We start from the raw sequence: 19,888 nt of genomic DNA on the forward strand, positions 1-19,888 counted from the left end.
ACGGTGCGCCTGAAGGCGCTCGACCTTGCGCACCACATGCACCCCTTCGCGGATCATCAGGAACTCGTGGCCGAGGGCGGCACCCGAGTGATCACCCGCGCCGAAGGGGTCTATCTGTACGACAGCGAAGGCGAGCGGCTGCTGGACGGGATGGGTGGCCTGTGGTGCGTGAACATCGGCTACGGCCGCAAAGAGTTGGCCGAGGTCGCCGCTCGCCAGATGGCCGAGCTTCCCTATTACAACACCTTCTTCAAGACGACGATGCCCAGCACCGTCGGACTCGCCGCCGAGATCGCCACGGTCGCGCCGAACGGCCTCGACCGCGTGTTCTTTGCCAATTCGGGCTCTGAGGCCAACGACACCAATATTCGTCTGGCGCGTCTCTACTGGATCCGCGCCGGCAAACCTTCGAAAAAGGCGATCATCTCGCGCAAATATGCCTATCATGGCACCTCGATCGGCTCGGGCTCGCTGACCGGCCTTCCATCGATGCATGACATCCCAGGCCAACCGATGGCCGACGTCCATCATGCGCCTGCACCGTTCTGGTGGGCCGAAGGCCACGGCCAGACGCCGGAAGAGCACTGTGCGGCGGCACTGGCAGGGCTAGAACAAACGATCGAAACGGTGGGCGCTGAGAATATCGCAGCCTTCATTGGCGAACCCGTACAGGGGGCCGGTGGCGTGATCACGCCGCCAGAGGGGTATTGGGCCGGAGTACAGGAGATCTGTCGCCGCCACGACATCCTCCTCATCGCCGACGAGGTCATCTGTGGCTTTGGCCGCACAGGCCAATGGTTCGGCTCGCAGACCTTCGACATCCAGCCCGACATCATCACAATCGCGAAGGGCATGTCCTCGGGCTATATGCCCATCTCCGCATCCGTCTTCGGTGATCGCATTGCCTCGGTCCTGATGGATCAGCCCGGCCGCATGAACCATGGATATACCTATTCGGGCCATCCCGTCGCCTCGGCGGTCGCGCTGGAGAATATTCGCATCCTCAAGCGGGAGCGAATCGTTGAGCGCGTAGGTGAGGATACTGGCCCCTATTTCATGAAGAAGCTGCGCGAGTTGCTGGACCACCCGCTGGTCGGCGAAGTTCGCGGCGTTGGCCTCATGGCCGCTGTTGAATTAACGCGGGACAGGCAGGGACGCACACCGGTCGCACCGGTCTCGAGCCTCGCCACGCCAGTGCGCAACCTTTGCTTCCAGACCGGCCTGACCACGCGGGCAGTCCGTGACTGCCTGGTATTTTCTCCGCCGCTGGTGATCTCGCGGCAAGAGATTGACTGGCTGGTGGATCGTCTGCGCAAGAATCTGGATTGCTTTGTTTGAAACTCGAGTGATCAGGTGGGACGGCCTTCGAGCCGGCATCGTTGTGGCAACAAAGCGCCCGCATTCGGAGAGCCGTCGTTCGCTGTAATGGAAGAGTAGCAGCTCGGGCGCTGCATGAAGTAGCGCAAGGCGCGAGGTGGTTCTTGGCGCCCGAGAACTTGTAGGCAGGGGGAGTGTGCTTGAAACGAAGTGGTAGACCCTCAAACCGAACATCTAGGGTGTTCCCCGCGTTTCGTCCGATTTAGCGTACTCAACCAAGCCTGAACTCGATCCGGTTGGGCCGGGGACCAGTGCGCCCCGTGGCGTAGAAGCCGGTCTTGGTCAGCAGCCGGATTGAGGGAGCGTTGTCGGGTCGACATTCGGCAATAATTGTCCGAGGAGCTAGCGAAGGATCAGCGGCAATCTGCGCCAACGACCCCAGAAGCGCTTCAGACGCGTAGCCCTTGCCCTGGTAATCGACCCCGAACCAGTAGCCGACCTCGATAATGCCGTCAGGGTGGTCAATGACACCCATGGCCCCGATCAGCGTTACATTGGGAAGCCGTACCGCGAAGAAGTATTATTTGGTCGCGTCCTGGCTGGCGATCAGGGCCTGTGCCTTCTCCAGCGGGAAGCCACCAAAGGCCATCCACTGGCTCACAGCCGGGACATCGCTGATCCCGGCCAGTTCTGGGGCATCCTGGAGTTCCAGTTGACGGATTGCCAGGCGTTCTGTCGTGAACGGCTTCAACATATGCCACCCTCAAACCAATCACTTTTCTACCGTCAAATCTGGATACGATGAGGGCTGCTTCTTGAGGGCGGAAGCTGCTCAGGTGCTATGATGCCGTGGCGCTAGACGCTGATGTGGTGGGGACGGGCATGGAGCTCGCTTTGGTGACCCAAAAACCGTCCATCCGGCTGTTGAGGCCCCGCTATTTGGCCACATGCCAAACGCCACCAACGCCATCACCGTTCATTTCACCGGCCTTCTTATCACCGGAGTATCTGTAAAGCGGCTTGCCGTCGTAGGCCCACATTTCCTTACCGTCCGCAGCCTTGACCAGCGACCATTCACCTTCGGCCTTGGCCTTCTTACCGGCATGGAAGGCTGGCCACTTCTTCAGGCAATCCTTGTCGCAGTTCGATTTGCCATTGGTGTCCTTGTCGAAGGTGTAGAGGATCATCCCCTTTTGATTGGCCAAGACCTTGCCCATGTTCGTATCGACCATCTTGGCGGGTTCAGCAGCAGCAACAGCTGCCATAGTTGTCGCGGACAACACTCCCAACGCGATCAAAATCGTTCTCATGATTTTCTCCGTTCGAGCACAATGCCAACATTGCCCCGTAAAAAACGCCTCGATGGGGAAACCTGTTCCACTGGTTGATGCCGAAAATCCCATGAAGGACACGAAGTGTACGTCACCATCCTATGCCGCTTGGCCAGCCGCGAAAATAAACCTCGGCAGGCCTGTGCGTCGCCTGCGGTGACTGCACGAACTTTCTCGGTCGCCTTCCTGGTATCCAGATCGTTGGCTACCAATTGTCGGATTGTTTCGTAGCCGCCAACATCTTCGGGAAAGCCCAATCCGAAAATAAAATCATGGCGCTTCTCTTCCACCGCGGAGACGAGCCAGATGGGCGAGATCGGCTTCGTGTCGAGATTCAACTCAGTTGGCCAAGCTCGAAGCACATAGCGTCCTAGATCACGGCCGCTAGTCTTCTTCAGCATGATGAGCGCAGGCAGATTGCCCCGGTTGAGAAGGGGGATCGTTGCTAGCTTCTCGATGTCGGGGTTGGGGTTGAGCCATTCCGCGAGACCAGAGGGATTCCAAACGCTACCCCGGCTCCAGCCGTTCGCCTCCAGCTGCTTGGCGAGACTGGACAGGGGACCCGCATATTGGATGACGAAGGGCTCCTCGTTTTCACCCCTGATATCGAGACGCCGTGCTGGCAGTGCTTCCCATTCCCGGTCCAGCCAGTCCTTCTCGGATACGGTCCGAACCTCTGACCTTATCCCATAGCGGTCGATGTCAGCAGCGTGGTGGTGCCAAATGTTAAAACCGCCGCCAATGAGCAACGCCGCCCCCGCCACACCAAGCAGACCGACGGTGGTTTCCCTGGAGGATTGGTGGTTGAGGTATGCCACGATCAGGATTGTTAGCCAGACTGCCGTAAAGGCCAGACCTGCAACGACGTCCGAAAACCAATGTGCGCCGAGATAGACGCGCGAGAAAGCTATCGCGATGATCAGCATAGTGGCCGGCAGCGCGACCCACATTCGTCCTGCAGCTGACAATCGGCGACACGCCAGGAAGGCTATGAACCCGTAAAGCGCAGCATTCTCGGTGCTATGGCCACTGGGAAAGGAAAACTTGCTCCACCCCGCATACAGATCGGGGCTTGGCCGCGCGCGATGGACTGCGACCTTAATCGCAGTGGTGAAGATTGAGGCTCCACCGACTGCGCCAAGAAAGTAGGCTGCCGTCCGCCAGGATCGTTGAGCTGCGAGGAGTACAAGGACGGCGGCCGATATCGCCAGTACGACGGTCGTGTCGCCAAGTTCGGTGACCCGATCATGACGGCGTCGACGGCTCTCGTCCGAAGGCCCTGCAGAAAGTCAAACACCGATTTGTCAAATACGATCAAAGGATCGCCAGTGATGACGTCTTCGGCGATCCCGAAGAACAACCACGCTGCTCCAATCAGGATCGCGATCAGCAAAGCGAGGATTGGCAGCTCACCTTCCGTCGGGCCCATCAGCCGAAGGACCAGCCTGCTGGCGAGATTGTCGGTTTGCTTGGCCCGGGCGCGAAGCATTTCGACTGCGTACATAACGAGTGGGACCGCACGGAGAATCGCATAGCGCGTCAACCGGAGCATCAGCCATGCGGCAGCGGCGAGGATGATCAATAGAACGATCAGGCGCGTTCCAGCCGCACCCTGGGAGGCCGCGAAAGCCCCTGCGAACACACCAGGCAGGATATGTACAGGTGCCCAGACAAGCGCTGAGAGGATATTGACGGCATAAAACCGACCGGCTGACATCTGTGTGATGCCAGCGACCAGAGGGACGAAAGCCCGTACGCCCGGGGTAAAGCGAGCAAGGAAGACGCTTTTGCCGCCATGACGGTGAAAGAATGCTTCGCTCTTTTCGATGAGCGCCGGAAATTTCTTGAACGGCCAACGATCCGCAATTTCACGATGATATCGATGGCCGAGCCAGAATGCGAAGCCGTCACCGATGATTGCCCCGGCCGTCGCGGACGCCAGCAAGGGATAAAGTTTCAAAACCCCGGACGGCACCAGGACTGAGAGGCCAACAATGATCGCTGTGCCGGGAATGGCCGCTCCAAGCATCGGCAAAGACTCCGAAAGAGCCAGAACCAGCACAATTCCATACGACACGTATGGATATGCACTGACCAGTGCAGTTATCGCTTCTATACCCTTCATGCGACAGCCCAGGAACCGAGGATTCCGGTGATGAAGTGGTCGCTGCCAGCCTTTGGCCGGTAGAAGGCCTCGACCAGCATCGCGTCGAACACACCCGGAGGAGCGACATATTCCGGATCAGCTATCTTTCCGGTTCGGTACGCGGCGGACGTTCAGAGGCGTTGGATGGTCGCCACGGGAAAACCCACCTTGGCTTGTCCCTGCGTCGAACTAAGCTGCGAAGCTATCAAAGGGGCATACGACTGACAACGACGCTGCTCCTGGCTCCGTTGCTTTACTTTTTTGCGTTCGCTGCGCTCTTGGTATTCTGCGCGCGTCGCTGGCCAAGGCCCATCTGCTTCGCCAAGGATGAGCGAGCTTCCGCATAATTTGGAGCGACCATGGGGTAGTCCGGAGAGAGCTTCCACTTTGTGCGATAATCCTCAGGCGCGAGCCCGTGATGAGTGTGGAGGTGCCGCTTCAGCGATTTGAAGGCCTTACCACACTCGAGGCAGACAACGGCGTCCGGGGAAACCGACTTTTTGATAGACACCGCGGGCTTTTGAACTTCCTCCACGACGACGGTCGTTGGGGACTCAGGAGAGGCTTTGCCCAAGTCACTCAGGGCCGCATGAACATCAGATATCAAAGAGGCAATAGCGGATTGCGGGGTAACATTCTTCGCGACGTATGCGGAAACTACGTCTGCGGTGAGTTGCGCCAGTTCGTTCTTGCGTGGGTCGTTGGACAAATCTGCCTCCGTCAATCGAGCGGATGCGATTAACGCGTCTTGGCCAGTTTATACAAGCCCTCATCTGTCAGTGTACAGAAAAGCATCATGAAACCTGAGATGATGATCGGTTCGATGAGAAAAAGGTTGGTATGGTGGCGAATGCAGATAGCGGCCAAGGTGGGACGACGTCGATACCGGCTCGCGAACGTAGAAACTCGCTTCTCATCGCTTACGGCGTGCTGCACCCCGCCCCAGCCGGTACTCAGTGAAAGTTTCTCGACGTCACCTTGTGTCGACGCAGTTCAACTCATCTGCCACGCGGATGAAGCTTTGCCACTCGTGCGCGAAATCCCGAGGGTGTCCTACCGTACGTCGCCTTAAACAATCGCGAAAACTGCGCATGGTCCGAAAAACCGAACCGATAAGCTACATCGGCGATCGCCCCCGAGTTCGGCATGAGCAGCAAATCCCGCGCGGCGGCGAGGCGCATTTCGCGGATAAATTGGGAGACCGTACGGTTCGCATCCGAAAACAGCTCATGAAGATACCGTTTGGATATACCGCAGGCGTTAGCTACCATTTCGGGTGACAGGGCGGGATTCGAGAGATTGCGCTCGATGACTTCCTCGGCACGGCGTAAGTGCGCAGCGCGAACCGATGACTTGTGGTCGTCACCAGCGGCCGATTGCCCGTCAATTGCAAGCGCCAGCAGTTCGATCAGGTGGCGCCCGAGAACCTGCGTGGCCTTCTGGTCCGCGACGTAGTCTGCTTGCAGCAGTCGCGCCATGTTGCTCAGCAGGCCGCCGACGCCATTGAAACCGTCAAAAGCCCGCGCGCAATACTGATCGGGATTGCGGAGCTTTTCCGCCAGCATCGGCTTGGCAACTTTCAGAACGCACAGATCGTTTGCGGCCGCATAGGAGAACCGATAGGGCTCGTCGCCCCGCTCGATGATGAATCCACCGGGGTCGCATCGCACGTCGCGCCCGAGCTGATGGAATTCGACGGGGCTGATGCGCGGAATGGTGATCAGGTACTCCTCGCCGCTGGCATCGGCGATGTGCCGTCGCCGGCGCTCGTACTGCATCGGTTCCGTTTGTAGTCGCGACAGCGAAACGTCGCCGAACGATCGTTTCTCCAAACGTCCCTGAAACGAAGCCGCGTCGCGGAATGTCAGTTGCAGCGGAAAATAAGTCTCAGCGATTACGGCCGACCAATGGTTGGCACGTTCGCGCGGCGGCAGATGCTCCGTCCTGTGCTCACTCACCTGCAAGACAATACCCTCCCAAGTATTGTTTGTCCTTTTTTGGGTAATGGCTGAGTTTCCCCGATGCAAGGGAATTCAACGCCGCCGGTTGGATGGTGCGCTCTGCGACAAACGATTGTGCGTCCTGATGCAAGACCGAGGCAAGTCGCGGTGACAGCCTGATGGCCAGAAATCAAGAAGCCGGAAAATCGGCACGCAAAGGGGGGATAAACCATCGTCTGTCCAAAGGGCGGACCCTTGACGCGTGCGTGGCATTCGCCGGCTGGTCAAGGGAGGAAAAGGACGATGACAACCCCGAAGGTCGACCCCATCACTTTGTCCGTGGTGCGGGGCGTGCTGGAAACGACCCAGCGCGAGATGACGCTCACACTGGAGCAGACGGCGCGCTCGTCGGTGTTCAACCTGGCGCACGACTATTCGACGGCGCTGTTCAATCACACGCCGGAAATGATCCTGCAGGGGCAGGATATCCCGATCCACCTCGGGTCGCTGATCCCGGCGATGAAGTCGGTTGCGAAGTTCTTCGACGGTGACATCCACGAAGGCGACCTGATCCTCCACAACGACCCGGCCTATGGCGGCTCCCATATCATCGACACCTGTATGTACTACCCGGTGTTCTACGAGGGCGAGCTGGTGTTCTGGACGGTCTGCAAGGGCCATCTGACCGATATCGGTGGGCCGGTGCCTGCTGGCTACAACCCGGCTGCGACTGAGATCTTTGCCGAGGGCCTGCGCATTCCGCCCATCAAACTCTGGGACAAGGGCAAGCCGCGGCATGACGTGATGAATCTGCTTCTGACGAACATGCGCGCACGGCGTGATCAGGAGGGCGACTTCAATGCGTTGATCGGCGCGTGCCAGGTGGGCGCCCGCGCGCTGATGGGCCTGATGGACAAGTACGGCAAGGAGACGGTGCAGGAGTGTATCGCCGAGTTGCTCTCAATGGCCGAAGCGCACATGCGCAAGCTAATCTCCGGAGTGCCGGACGGCACCTATTCGGGTACTGCGATCCTGGAGGACGCCGGTCACGGCTTCGGCGATTTCGAGATCACTGCGACCGTGACGATCACCGGCGACAGCTGCCACATCGCTGTCTTCTCGCCGCCGCAGGTGCCCTATTTCATCAACAGCTACGAGGGCAACAGCCACTCCGGGGTCTATCTCGGCCTGATGATGTTCGCCCAGCTGCCGCCGCCCTACAACGAGGGGCTCTACCGCTGCGTGACGACCGACATGGGGCCGAAGGGCACGCTCTGCAACGCCAAGTCGCCGGCACCGCACATGAACTGCACCACCACGCCGATGGAAACGCTGACCGACGCCGTGCGTCTCGCTTTCGAGCAGGCCGCCCCGGACAAGGTGTCAGCCAGTTGGGGCCACGCCAACGGCTGCAACATTGCCGGCTGGGACAAACGCCACGACGAGGAATACGTCACCATGGTGCTCGCCTCGATCATCTCGGGCGCCGGCGCAACCGCGAGCCAGGACGGCTGGCATGCCTGCGGACCGGAATGCTGCTTCGGCGCGTTGACGTCCGGCGACATCGAGATGCTGGAGCACAGCTATCCGATCATCATCCATCGCTATTCGCTGATGGAAGATTCCGGCGGCGCCGGTAAGCATCGCGGCGGTTCCGGGACATGCTGGGAGGTCGAACCGCTCGACACGCCGATGACGCTTGTCACCTTCGGCGAGGGTCGCCGCATCCCGGCGATGGGTGCGGCCGGCGCGAAATCCGCAATGATCGCCCCGAAGGTCGGGCGGCTTGAGATTACCCGCAACGGCGCGACGCAGGTCATCACCGAGAACGTGATCGAGACCATCCAGCCCGGCGAGCGCGCCGCCAACCGCAACCCGGGGGGCGGCGGTTTCGGCAACCCGTTCGAGCGCGATGTCCAAAAGGTCGTCGATGACGTGCGTAACGGGCTCGTCAGTATCGAGGGTGCCAGGCTCGATTACGGCGTCGTGATCGCCGACGCGGAAACGCTCGACGTCGATCAAGCTGCAACAGCCGCGTTTCGCGCTGCCTGACACAATTCAAAGGATCAAGACCCATGCAGAACCAGTATCGCCTTGGCATCGATGCCGGCGGCACCTTCACCGATTTCATTCTGGCTGACCGCAAAGGCGACGTGCGCATCTTCAAGGCGCTCTCTACGCCGCAGGATCCAACGATGGCGATCCGCAACGGATTGAAGGTGATCGAAGAAGAGACCGGCATATCGCCTCGTGAAATCGTCTCGAACGCCGACCTTTGCATCAACGGCACGACCGTCGGCCTCAACGCGCTCATCACCCACACCGGTGCGAAAACTGGCCTCATCGCCACCACAGGGCATGAGGACTCCATCGAAATCCGCCTCGGCCACAAGGAAGACGGTTATCGCTACGATCCGGAGTACCCGCCTGCCACCATGCTCGTGCCACGTTATCTGCGCCGCGGCGTTCGCGAGCGTGTCATCTCGACTGGCACCGTGCACACGCCGCTGAACGAGGAGGACGTACGCGAGGCCTGCCGCCATTTCCTGCGCGAAGGAGTCGATTCGGTGGCAATTTCCTTCGTCTGGTCGGTGCTCCACCCCGAGCATGAAATCCGCGCCGCCAGGATCGTGCGCGAGATGATGCCGGATGTCCGTCTGACCGTCGGCAGCCAGCTCTATCCGCAGGTGCGGGAGTACACCCGCACCTCGACAGCGATCGTCAACGCCTATCTCGCCCCAATCTTGCAACGCTACGTCAACGCGGTGGACCGCTATTTCCGGGAACTCGGCGCCCGTAATCCGGTCCGCTACTTCCAGTCGAACGGCGGTCTTGCGCTTGGCACAGTCGTCTCCGACCAGTCTGTTTATGCAATCAATTCCGGGCCTGCGTCGGCGCCGCAGGCCGCCCTCTATATCGGCGACCCGTGGGGCGAGAAGAACATCATCACCGTCGACATGGGTGGCACGTCATTCGACATCACGCTGACCCGTGACGGCCTTGCCAACGTTTCGAAGAACATCGACTTCCTGCGCTACCGCATCGGTATGCCGATGATCCAGGTGGAGACGCTTGGCGCCGGCGGCGGCTCGATCGGTTGGATCGACAGCATGGGCTTGCTGCAGATGGGACCGCAGTCTGCCGGATCCGAACCGGGCCCTGCCTGCTACGATCAGGGCGGCCAGCAACCGACGACGACCGACGCCAACCTGGTGCTCGGCTATCTCAATCCCGACGGCCTCGTCGGAGGGCGTCTGCCGCTCAACATCGTAAAGGCTCGCGAGGCGATCAAGACGCATCTCGCCGAACCGCTCGGCCTCACCGTCGAGCAGGCCGCCTTTGGCATGTTCACCATCGTCAACAACAACATGGTCAACGCCATTCGCCGCGTGTCCGTCGAGCGCGGCTATGATCCGCGCGATTTCGTGCTGAACTGCGCCGGCGGCGCGACCGGCGCGCATATCACAGCCCTCGCCCGTGAAATGGGCATCCGCAAGGTGCTCATCTCCAAGCTCGCCTCTGGCCTTTGCGCCTTCGGTCAGATCATTTCTGACGTAAAGTACAATTACATGGCCCCGGTCGCCGCCCGCCTCGAAGGCGCGGAGACCGCCCAGCGGCTCGACAGGGTGTTCAATGAACTGGAAGCCCGCGGCATCAGGGACCTGAAGGAAGACAGCTTCGCGGAGGATCGCATCAGCATCCGCCGCTCGCTCGACATGCGCTATGTCGGACAGGTGCACGAATGCACCGTCTATGTCGATCCGTTCGATATCGACGAGGCGGCGCTCGAGCGGCTCAAGGCGGCGTTCCACACCCGCCACGAGGAGCTTTACACCTACTGCGAACCGCAGAGCGCAGTCGAGGTGGTCAACGTCGAAAGCGCCATCTCGGGGCGTGTGGACCGGCCAAACCGCATGACCATCGCAGCGGGAAACGGCACACACTCCGCTCTCAAGGGCACACGCGAAATGATCTTTCTCGCCTCCGGGATCGCTCACGAAACGCCGGTCTATGAGGGGGCGCTGCTGGGCGCGGGCGATGAGATCACGGGTCCCGCCGTGATTCAGGAAGTGACCACGACGCTGGTGATCGAGCCGGGCTGGGTTGCCCGACTGGACGCTTCCGGCACCTATGTCGTCACTTTGACGGACGAGGCCTGAGCCGATGGCGGGACTGGCGCTGGAAACGGTGGGAGTCGCCTTTGGCGGCTTCCAGGCCCTCAGTAGGGTTAGTCTTTCGCTGGAGCCGGGGCAGGTGCTGGGGCTGATCGGCCCCAACGGCGCGGGCAAGACCACCTGCGTCAACGTCCTGACCGGATTTCAGCGTCCGAGCACGGGGCGGGTGGTGCTGTCCGGGCGCGATGTGTCCGGCCTCAGCGCCCATGCGCTTCGTCGCCTCGGCGTGGCCCGCACCTTTCAGGCCGGACGCCTGTTCACCGGGCTCGACGTTCTGGACAACCTGGCGGTGACCGGGGTCGGCCTCGGCCACTCCCGCCATGCCGCCGAAGAAGAGGCTGTGCGCCTCCTGCATTGGATGGGACTTGAGCCGCTCCAAAGCCGCTCCGCCGCCGGTCTGCCCTATACCGACGAGCGACGAGTTGCGATTGCCCGTGCGCTGATGTTTTGCCCCGATTTCCTCTTGCTCGACGAGCCAGCGGCTGGGATGTCGGAACCGGAAGCGACCGATCTCGCCCGTCTCATTCGCCGTATCGCGACCGAACTCGGCGTCGGCGTGCTGCTGATCGAGCACAATGTCGGGCTGGTGCTGTCGGTCTGTGCCCATGTCGTGGTTCTAGATGGCGGCCGGGTCATCGAAACGGGCGACCGTTCCCAAGTTCTGGCAAGTGCGGCCGTGCGCGAGGCTTATCTCGGAGCTGAACATAAGGAGGCGGCGTGATGTCAAAGCTCGGCGTGTTCGATCTGTCCGTCCGTTACGGCAAGCTGGTGGCCCTGAACGAGCTGTCGTTCCAGGTGGCCGAAGGAGAGCGTGTGTTCATCTCCGGTCCGAACGGCGCTGGAAAATCCTCCCTGCTTGGCGCGATCTCAGGCGCAGTCCGGGCGGCGCACGGTCGGATCGAGATGGATGGCGACATCCTTTCCGGCCGAGCGCCGGAGGCGATCGCCAGGCGCGGACTGTCGATGGTTCCCGAGGGGCGACGCATCTTCCGGGCGCTGACCGTGCAGGAAAATCTGATGGTCGGTACTGGCCTCAGGCGCGACCGAAACGCCGTGCCGAACGATCTTGCAGCGATCTATGACGCCTTTCCGATCCTCAGCGAACGGCGCCATGCCAATGCCGGCGCGCTTTCAGGCGGCCAGCAACAGATGCTGGCGATCGGCCGTGCGCTAATGACCAATCCGAAGCTGATGCTGGTGGACGAGCCATCGCTCGGACTGGCGCCGAAGGTGGTCGATGAGGTCTACGAGCGCCTTGCCCAGCTCCAGGCGCAGCGCGGGTTGACGCTGGTGATCGTTGAGCAGAGCTCGACCCGTGCCGCGCGTGTTGGCGGTCGGATGATCCTGATGCGTGGCGGCCGCATCGTCGCCGATGGCGACGCAGGGGCCTTCGCCGCCGAGGATCTGCTGACGGAAGCCTATTTCGGCCAGGAGAGCGCCGCATGAGCCTGCAACTCATTTTCGACGCGCTGGCGCTCGGTGGCATCTACGCGGTCGCCGCCCTTGGCATCGCCATGATCTTTGGCGTGATGAAACTCGTCAACTTCGCCCATGGCCAGTTCATCGCCTTTGCGGTCTTCGCGCTGATCGTGCCCTCGACCGATGCTACGGCGGTAATGGGGCTGGGCCGTGCGCCGGCTCTCGTGCTTGTGCCGGCGATCCTCCTGGTAGGGGCGTCGCTGGCAGTCGCCTCTGAGTTCGTCGTCTTCCGGCCCTTGCGCAATGCGAACCCCGTCGCCTTGATGGTCGCCAGCTTCGCGCTTGGCGTGGTGATCCAGAGCGGCCTCATGGCTGCCTATGGCGGGCGTCCGAAATCCGTCAGCCTGTGGCCGGAACTCGGCAGTCCGGTCAGCGTGCTCGGCGCGCAGGTTCCGCTGCTGCAAATCATTGTCATCGGCGCGGTGCTGATCGTGCTCGCCGCGCTCGCCTTGCTGTTGAAGAAGAGCCGCATCGGGCTGGAAATGCGCGCCGCTGCCGAGGATTTCGGCATGGCACGTTTGCTCGGTGTACCGGCGAACGCTGTGATCGCCTGTGCGTTTGCGGTATCCGGCGCGCTCGCCGCGGCGGTGGCGCTGGTGCTGGTGGCACAGACGGGCGTAGCTGACGTGCGCATGGGCGGACAGATCATGCTCGTCGCCTTCATCGCAACCGTTGTGGGTGGCATGGGCAGCCTGCCGGGCGCTGTTGCGGCAGGCTTTGCGATCGGCGCAGCCTCGGTGCTGCTGCAGGCTGCGCTGCCGTTCGAAGCCAGACCGTTCCGCGATGCCTTCCTGTTCGCCCTCGTCATCCTTGTCCTGCTCGTCCGGCCGCAGGGGCTGTTCGCCTCTGCCGCCGCCAAACCGAGGGTCTGAACCATGAGCGCAACCATGACTGATCATCGCGCTCGCCGGATCGCAGCCCGCACCACGCCGGTATTGCTTTGTCTGCTGCTGCTCATTTTCGTTCTTGTCGCGACCGGACTGGGCGACCGCGCCACGGGCCGTATGGCGGCGGAAGCCCTGATTCGAGTGACGCTAGTGGTGGGCTTCTGGATCTTCGCCGGAAACTCCGGCGTCATCAGCTTCGGCCATGCGGCCTTTGCCTGTGTCGGCGCCTATGTGTCCGCCTGGCTGACGTTGAACCCGCAGATGAAGTCGCTGCTTCTGACCGGACTGCCGGACTGGCTGGCACAGGCCGATTGGCCGGTGCTGCCGGCGGCGCTGGCTGCGGGTGTGGTTGCAGCTCTGCTGGCCTGCGTCACGGGGGCGGCCATCCTGCGGCTGTCAGGCATCGCCGCGTCGATTGCGACCTTCGCCTTCCTGGCAATGATCAATACCATCTGGGCCAATTGGACGCCGGTGACCGGTGGCACGTCCTCCGTCGTCGGCCTTGCCCGTTACACGAACTCATGGGTGGCGCTCGGTTGGGCCTGCGGGGCGATTCTTGTTGCGGCCGTTTACGGCGCTTCGGCGTCGGGCCTTGCGCTCCGGGCAACCCGTGATGACGAGGTCGCGGCATCGGCAAGTGGCATCGATCGCTATCGGCATCGGTTGCTGGCGTTTACGATTTCAGCCTTCTTCTGCGGCATCGGCGGGGCTCTGCTCGGTCATTTCATCGGCGTTCTCAACCCCGACACCTTCTATTTGAGTCTGACGTTTCTGATGCTGGCGATGCTGGTGGTCGGCGGCATCGGCAGCCTGTCGGGCGCGGTCGTCGGTGTACTGGTCGTGTCGCTGGCCGTCGAGGCGCTGGTGCGGCTGGAAAAGGGCTTCACGATCGGCAGCGCCCAGTTCTCGCTTCCCGCGGGCTCGCAGGAAATCCTGATTGGCATTGCCATGATTGTCGTTCTGGTCTTTCGGCCGGCAGGCCTGATGGCGGGGCGCGAACTTGCGTTGCCGGCCCGGTGGATTCGGAGGGTGGCGAAGGGAGGCGCATCGCTGCGACCCGATAAATACTGAAATCAACATGTCCTGGAGGAGACAGTAATGATAGAGGGAACAATACTTAAGACGATTGCCACGCTGGCCAGTGTTCTGGCGGCATCCTCGGCGCTCGCAGAAGACATCCACGTGGGCTTTGCCGTTGCAAAATCCGGTTGGATGGAGGCCTACGACACGCCGGCGGCCACCGCTGCAAAGATCCGCATTGATGAAATCAACGCTGCTGGCGGCCTGCTCGGCAAGCAGATCAAGTGGACCGAGGCCGATACCCGCACCGACCGGGCCGAAGCGTCCAAGGCTGGTCTACAGTTGCTGGACGAGGGTGCCCAGATGATGGTTGTCTCGTGCGATTACGATTTCGGAGCGCCGTCGGCTCTCGTTGCTGAGGGCGAAGGCATGAATTCCTTCTTCCTGTGTGCCGAGGATGTGAAGGCCGGCATTCAGGGCGTCGGTCCCAACAGCTTCTCGTCCTCCGTACTTGCTCCGGTGCAGGGCGCGACGATGGCGGAATGGGCCTACAAGAAGCGCGAGGCCCGCGAGGCCTATGTGCTGCTCGACACCTTCATCGAATACAACAAGGGCATCTGCACCGGCTTCGACTGGATGTTCCCGCGTCTCGACGGCGCGAAGATTGTCGGCACCGATACGTTCAAAAACGACGACGCCTCGATCGCCAGTCAGATCACTCGCATCAAGGCTCTTCCCAAAGAGCCCGACGTCATCATGCTGTGTTCGGTGATGCCGGGTGCGGCGGCGGCCGTCCGCCAGATCCGTGCCGCAGGGATCAACTCGCTCATCCTCAACGGTTCTGCGGTAGACGGCTCCTACTGGCTCGACGCGACCCCGAATCTCTCGGGCTTCGTCGTGCCGGTGCAGGGATCGATCTATGGGGACGACCCGCGCCCCGAGGTCGAGGCCTTCAACAAGGCCTATGAGAAAGTCACCGGCGCGCGGCCAGCCAGTTCCTATGCCTATCCCGGCTATGTGCTGATCGATCTTTGGGCCAAGGCCGTCGAGCGTGCCGGAACGGCTGACGGAGCGGCGGTGACGGCGGAGCTGGAAAAGATGGCTGACGAGCCCACGGCGTTCGGCCCGCGGACCTTCACCGGCGAATTGCATCATCAGAACACCGCACTGATGCAGATTATCGAGATCACCGGCGGTAAGCCGGCGCGGGTGGACGAGTGGCGGATCAGTGAGGCCGTACCGCTAGACAAGCTTTTGAAATAGCAGCACGGACCGTGCAGATTCGCAGTGCTGTAACCAGTGTCTGCGAGGTTCGACGACGCTCGCTGTGGATCCACAGCGAGCTCATCTCGAAGACTTAGTGCCAGTTCTGTGGGCGAGCTTGAAAGTCGACACACTACTCATCTACGGCAGGGCGGACTATCTCACCAGCGCGAAGGAGCATGTAAACTCCGCATCCTTGATAGAGATCCCGGACCTTGACCACTATCTGACGCGCGTCGAAAGGCAACGGGAGAGCTTTGACCGGAATCGCTCTGAGCTGCGGCAGCCTTTCATGATGGGTTAGGGCCGACGGTCGGAGCCTCGCTGCGGTACCTTTGGGCTGAGTTGTTTGGGGGATACCACGCCCGATGGGCAGGCTACTCCTCCGACTTCAGAAGCCGTAGTCCGCCATCGTTGATCCTTGTTCCCAGCGACTCGAGCTCCAGTTCGACCGCGATCTCTTCTGCCTTAGGTGGTACTTGGTCGACAAGGCCAAGGGACTCCAGGCGCTCAGCCACCACCGTCGGGACGACATGAATGCGACCGTCCGCTATTCGCTCGAGCCATCGGATTTCTTCGAGGCTGAGCTCTTCGAGCGTGTCAGCCATTTGTGCCTCCCGTTGCTACAAAGCTTCAACGGGCGAGCGGTGTGACGGTTCCCCGCGACAGGGTTGGGAGCATGCAAAATCGCCCAGATAACGGTAGCAGATATAGAGCGCCTGCGGGGACGTGGGCTTCTCCGACGCCAATATTGCCGATATCGCGTTAGCCCCGTCCTTTCGCAGCTTCATGAGTCGCTTCTTCGTAGGTGCAACGGTCGAACCGGAGTTTCTCGATACTGATCCAGCAGATGGCAGTAGGTCGCAAATAGCACGGCGCGAGGTGGCCTGAGCCTATCAGTCCCCGTGCCTGTCGTTCGTCGTCGCCATGTGCGTCATGGGGCCGCCACACCGTCGCCATCGTTATCGCCTTCATTCCCATTGCCGCCGGTCTTTTCCATAGCGATGACCGCCATAAGCCTTCCTCTCGGCGTCACACACCGTTTCTGTTCCTGATGATGGCGACCATACCCATGGCTGGAAGGGCAACGCGGTCGTCCTGTTCAGGCGCTGACAGCCTTGCTCCTTTATCACGGCATCATTCCCCAAGCCGGGCCCGCAGGGGGCGTCCGTCCTCCAACTGGTCTTGATCGCTGTTGCCAGATCATCTGGTGGATGAATGCGGCGTGGTCGCTGATCAGCATCGTCCGGGTCTTTCTAATCTTTGAGCGGCAGCCGAATGAGGTGCCCTCCTGATCCTATCCGCTCCCACGACCGCACGCTAATGTCGGCCGCGTGGCTAAAGTGCCATATACCCGCCGATCCAAAGCCAGAGGCCAGCAACCATCATGGAAAGGATCGTGATCGGCAATCCGGTCTTGGCATGATCCCGAAACGTCAACTGCACGCCTTGGACCGCTGCCTGTTCGACGACGATCAGGTTTGCGAGGCTCCCGACGAGAAACAAATTTCCGGCGAGCGTCGAGAGGATAGCTAGGCCGATCAAGGTGCCTTCCGGAATCCCGTGCCAGACCTTCAGGATCATCACGACGGCCGGAACATTACCGATCGTATTGCTGAGAAGCAGCGAAATAGGCACCAGCGATGAAACTCGATCGGGCAACAGATCGTAGTCGGCAAGTATGCGTACGGCCTGCTCCGGTAATCCGGTGCGGGCGAACGCGTCGTTGATGACGAACAGCGCTGCAATCAGGATGAGCAAAGGTACATCGATTTCATCGAGAAGCTGCCTGGTCGGCAGCGTCCGGCTGATAATCAGGCAAGCGGCGACCAGCAGGGCCGAAATCTCCCGTGGGAGCGGGGACGCAAACAAAATGAGCAAGACGGCGATTGCAAAACCGCATATGCCGACCTGAAGACGATCGAAGGCGACCGTTTCGATCGGTGCGTCTGTAGGTGGCCTGCTGAGGGTTGCCCGCCAGACATAGGCCACGCACCCGTAACTGATGAAAAGTGCCGCAACCGATGGAATTGCCGCGTCGGCGAAATAACCCCAGAAGCTGAGCGCGCTCGCCTGGCCAATGAGGATGTTCTGTGGGTTGCCGATCAGGGTCGCGGCCGAGCCGGCGTTGCTTGCCGCAGCAAGCCCAAAAAGGAAGGGGCGGGGATCGAGACTGCGGGCGGAAAGGCCCGCGCACAATAGCGGGGTCATCGCGAAGACGACAATGTCGTTGACGAGGAAGGCGGAGAGGATACCGCCGATGGCGATGGTCAGAGCGAGCAAGCGGCGCGGCCGGCCCGCCTGGCGCGCAATCCACGTTGCGACCGCGCCGTAAAAGCCGCTGGCGCCGACCCTGGCCGACAGGATCATTAGGCCGCCAAGCAACAGCAGGGTCGGAAAGTGAATAGCGTCGGCGATCGCATCGCGTGGAACCGCTCCTACCGCCACGAGCACGACGGCGACAATGAGCGCAATGCCGGCCCGGTCGATGCGCAATCCGGGCACACGCCCCAGCGCCATGCCGAGGTAGGTGAGCCCAAATAGCACAAGAACGCCATAGGTCATGCAAGCAACTCCGAGGAAAACGAAGGATCGTAGTGGCCCTGTCAAGCCTAGCGCAATATGCCATTGCATCCGGCGTTTCGACATTCCTGACGGATTGTTTCGCAGTCTCATTCCCTCGCGATCCGATCGCTCGAAATAGCGGCCGACGTTGCGTGGACGGGTGATCCCAGGCAGTTGAAAGTAGAGACCGAAACTCGCCTACTCGCCATCGCCCGGGGGATGACCGCGGCCGCGGAGGTCGGCTGAAAGAGTATGACGGGTTTTGGCGCTCGCGCGGCAGATAGTCGACGGGAAGCTGGCCCGGGCGCCGGACGTCATCGAAGCTGCCAGAACTGCTGGTTATGGCAAAACCGCTGGTCTCGGCGGGATGGTCACCAAGACGCTCGCGCGCCGCAGGCGGCGCGGCGGATTGTTGACGAGCTTGGACTGCGTGAGATGACGGGGAGGGGAAGGTTCTGGGCGGTTCCCAAGCCCGGCCCGATGAGCCTCGTGCCCTTCGTCAGCGTCGAGAATATGATGCGCATCGTCGTCGACCGGGGCGTCGAGCGCACGCTGGTCGGGCTTGCCGCTTACATCGAGGAGGTTTTCCGCCGCTGGCCGCAGTTCGACAAGACGCCGCGGCGGGCTGGAGTCGCTGCTTTCCACGACCGTACCGATCACCGTGGCGCGCGGGTCACGGGTTCAGATCAGTTCAAGAGCGTGTGCCCGCAACAACTACAGGGAAAGCCGTTCCCGGCAGATCGTTTCCACCAGGCTCTGCAAAATCATCACCCTTTCAACAAGCCAGGTGAGTTCCTCGTTGCTGATCCCATATTTTGACGAGTAGCGCGCTTCCACATAGGCGCGTGAAAGCAGCTCAAAACAGCGACGGGAAAATCGGCTGTCGCGTGGCCAGGCGGCAATCAGTCGATTGTCGATCCCTTCGGCCTGGGACCGAAGGACCTTGATGCGATGAGACTTTGGACTGTAGAGCGTGAGCGCCAGCAGCAAACAGTGGTACAAGGCTTCGGTCGCCTGATGCAGTAGGAAAGCCTGCTGTTTGGGAAAAGTAGTCCCAAGTGATGCCTGCGCGGCAAGGAAGCCGCCTGCGTTCTGCGACCACTCACCGAAATGCCTCTTTGCTTCGTTGAACTTCTCTTCCACCGTCAGTAGCTTCGGTCTCGCCAGGGGATGACCGCCTTCCTCGTAGAGGACGATGCCGTCCTTGGCGATGTCGACGAAGAAGGGACGGCCGCGGGCGAGCTGGTCGTTGACGTCCTGCAAAGTGTGCACGATCGGGACGGCCGGTGTCTCGATCCGGTGGGCGATCTGCTCCTTCAACAGCCGTTCCTCGATGCCTTCCCAGAGATCGCCCTCATCGGCAAAAGATTTGGTGCTGACGACGATCAGAAGATCATAGTCTGAACGATAGCCGCTCAAGCGGTCCTCAACCCAATCGCCACGGGCATAGGAGCCGTAGAGGATCACCTTGAGGATCTTGCCGCTGCTTCGTTTACCGGACAGCTTGTTCGCCTGGAACTGCTCGACCTCGGCAAACAGGATTTCGACAATACGGGCGAGCTCGCGGCGCTTCCTGTCCGGCAGATGCTCAATGTGATCGGTCAGGGTCAAAGCAGCGTCGAAGCCTTCGGTGTGAATCGCATCCATCGTAGCGTTTCCAGTGTGATTGGGCACCTGAAGCTTTTAGGCGAGAAGAATGACGGCCACAATTAGAGGATCATGCAGTAGAACCCGGTCTGCCAGCGAGATTCCCTTTGGCGGCGCT

The 19,888-nt window shown here is 61.1% G+C and carries 17 protein-coding genes and 2 pseudogenes; 9 read left to right on the forward strand and 10 right to left on the reverse strand.

The features are described 5' to 3' along the window. Window positions 1-3: 3 nt before the first annotated feature. Window positions 4-1,338 carry an aminotransferase gene (locus tag AC1DDS_RS22795; RefSeq protein WP_477480939.1) on the forward strand — a complete coding sequence of 445 codons (1,335 nt, stop codon included), beginning with the start codon at window positions 4-6 and terminating at the stop codon, window positions 1,336-1,338. Window positions 1,339-1,588: 250 nt separating this feature from the next. Here the strand turns inward: AC1DDS_RS22795 and AC1DDS_RS22800 are convergent. The 7 genes and pseudogenes from AC1DDS_RS22800 to AC1DDS_RS22830 form a co-directional block, all read right to left on the reverse strand. Next, window positions 1,589-1,882, reverse strand: a pseudogene (locus AC1DDS_RS22800) (GNAT family N-acetyltransferase); the annotation flags it as partial. 15 nt (window positions 1,883-1,897) lie between these two features. Beyond that, window positions 1,898-2,071, reverse strand: coding sequence for a GNAT family N-acetyltransferase (locus AC1DDS_RS22805; protein WP_477480940.1), 174 nt, complete (start codon window positions 2,069-2,071; stop codon window positions 1,898-1,900). A 181-nt stretch (window positions 2,072-2,252) separates the two neighbouring features. Next, entirely contained in the window at window positions 2,253-2,627 is a 375-nt protein-coding gene (locus AC1DDS_RS22810) for a COG4315 family predicted lipoprotein (protein WP_310422941.1), read from the reverse strand. Beyond that, a complete protein-coding gene (locus AC1DDS_RS22815) occupies window positions 2,624-3,751 on the reverse strand; it encodes a phosphatase PAP2 family protein (protein WP_477480961.1) in 1,128 nt (375 codons plus the stop codon). The genes AC1DDS_RS22810 and AC1DDS_RS22815 overlap by 4 nt, the downstream gene beginning before the upstream one ends. Further along, window positions 3,637-4,773 carry a DedA family protein gene (locus AC1DDS_RS22820; RefSeq protein ID WP_477480941.1) on the reverse strand — a complete coding sequence of 379 codons (1,137 nt, stop codon included), beginning with the start codon at window positions 4,771-4,773 and terminating at the stop codon, window positions 3,637-3,639. The genes AC1DDS_RS22815 and AC1DDS_RS22820 overlap by 115 nt, the downstream gene beginning before the upstream one ends. A 274-nt stretch (window positions 4,774-5,047) precedes the next feature. Next, a complete protein-coding gene (locus AC1DDS_RS22825; RefSeq protein WP_405030289.1) occupies window positions 5,048-5,518 on the reverse strand; it encodes a Ros/MucR family transcriptional regulator in 471 nt (156 codons plus the stop codon). Window positions 5,519-5,792: 274 nt separating this feature from the next. Continuing rightward, window positions 5,793-6,752: an AraC-like ligand-binding domain-containing protein gene (locus tag AC1DDS_RS22830; protein ID WP_477480962.1), complete on the reverse strand. Its 960-nt coding sequence runs from the start codon at window positions 6,750-6,752 to the stop codon at window positions 5,793-5,795. A 285-nt stretch (window positions 6,753-7,037) separates the two neighbouring features. Between AC1DDS_RS22830 and capB the strand changes: the two genes are divergently transcribed. Genes capB through AC1DDS_RS22865 form a run of 7 tightly spaced genes read left to right on the forward strand, consistent with a single transcriptional unit; the run spans window position 7,038 to window position 15,558 of the window. Next, window positions 7,038-8,786, forward strand: coding sequence for a caprolactamase subunit beta (gene capB / locus AC1DDS_RS22835; protein ID WP_477480942.1), 1,749 nt, complete (start codon window positions 7,038-7,040; stop codon window positions 8,784-8,786). 23 nt (window positions 8,787-8,809) lie between these two features. Continuing rightward, the gene (gene capA, locus AC1DDS_RS22840; RefSeq protein ID WP_477480943.1) at window positions 8,810-10,894 is read left to right on the forward strand and encodes a caprolactamase subunit alpha; all 2,085 of its coding nucleotides are present in this window, start codon (window positions 8,810-8,812) and stop codon (window positions 10,892-10,894) included. A 4-nt stretch (window positions 10,895-10,898) separates the two neighbouring features. Further along, window positions 10,899-11,630, forward strand: coding sequence for an ABC transporter ATP-binding protein (locus AC1DDS_RS22845; protein ID WP_477480944.1), 732 nt, complete (start codon window positions 10,899-10,901; stop codon window positions 11,628-11,630). Then, window positions 11,630-12,355, forward strand: a complete 726-nt coding sequence (locus tag AC1DDS_RS22850; protein ID WP_310422961.1) for an ABC transporter ATP-binding protein — start codon at window positions 11,630-11,632, stop codon at window positions 12,353-12,355. Before AC1DDS_RS22845 ends, AC1DDS_RS22850 begins: the two co-directional genes overlap by 1 nt. Further along, window positions 12,352-13,260 (forward strand): branched-chain amino acid ABC transporter permease, encoded by a 909-nt coding sequence (locus AC1DDS_RS22855; RefSeq protein WP_477480945.1) that lies wholly within the window; start codon window positions 12,352-12,354, stop codon window positions 13,258-13,260. Before AC1DDS_RS22850 ends, AC1DDS_RS22855 begins: the two co-directional genes overlap by 4 nt. 15 nt (window positions 13,261-13,275) lie before the next feature. Continuing rightward, window positions 13,276-14,346, forward strand: coding sequence for a branched-chain amino acid ABC transporter permease (locus tag AC1DDS_RS22860; protein ID WP_477480946.1), 1,071 nt, complete (start codon window positions 13,276-13,278; stop codon window positions 14,344-14,346). Between the two features lie 27 nt (window positions 14,347-14,373). Further along, window positions 14,374-15,558, forward strand: coding sequence for an ABC transporter substrate-binding protein (locus tag AC1DDS_RS22865; RefSeq protein WP_477480947.1), 1,185 nt, complete (start codon window positions 14,374-14,376; stop codon window positions 15,556-15,558). 377 nt (window positions 15,559-15,935) lie between these two features. Here AC1DDS_RS22865 and AC1DDS_RS22870 read toward each other — a convergent pair whose 3' ends face one another. Then, the gene (locus AC1DDS_RS22870; protein ID WP_477480948.1) at window positions 15,936-16,166 is read right to left on the reverse strand and encodes a hypothetical protein; all 231 of its coding nucleotides are present in this window, start codon (window positions 16,164-16,166) and stop codon (window positions 15,936-15,938) included. Window positions 16,167-16,896: 730 nt separating this feature from the next. Next, window positions 16,897-18,123: an SLC13 family permease gene (locus AC1DDS_RS22875; protein WP_477480949.1), complete on the reverse strand. Its 1,227-nt coding sequence runs from the start codon at window positions 18,121-18,123 to the stop codon at window positions 16,897-16,899. Between the two features lie 183 nt (window positions 18,124-18,306). On the opposite strand from AC1DDS_RS22875, the pseudogene AC1DDS_RS22880 reads away from it, so the two are divergent. Continuing rightward, window positions 18,307-18,591, forward strand: a pseudogene (locus AC1DDS_RS22880) (helix-turn-helix domain-containing protein); the annotation flags it as partial. A gap of 246 nt (window positions 18,592-18,837) precedes the next feature. Here AC1DDS_RS22880 and AC1DDS_RS22885 read toward each other — a convergent pair. Next, a complete protein-coding gene (locus AC1DDS_RS22885) occupies window positions 18,838-19,770 on the reverse strand; it encodes a HEPN domain-containing protein (RefSeq protein ID WP_477480950.1) in 933 nt (310 codons plus the stop codon). Window positions 19,771-19,888: the final 118 nt, after the last annotated feature.

This window comes from Mycoplana sp. 10N416 (assembly GCF_056394765.1).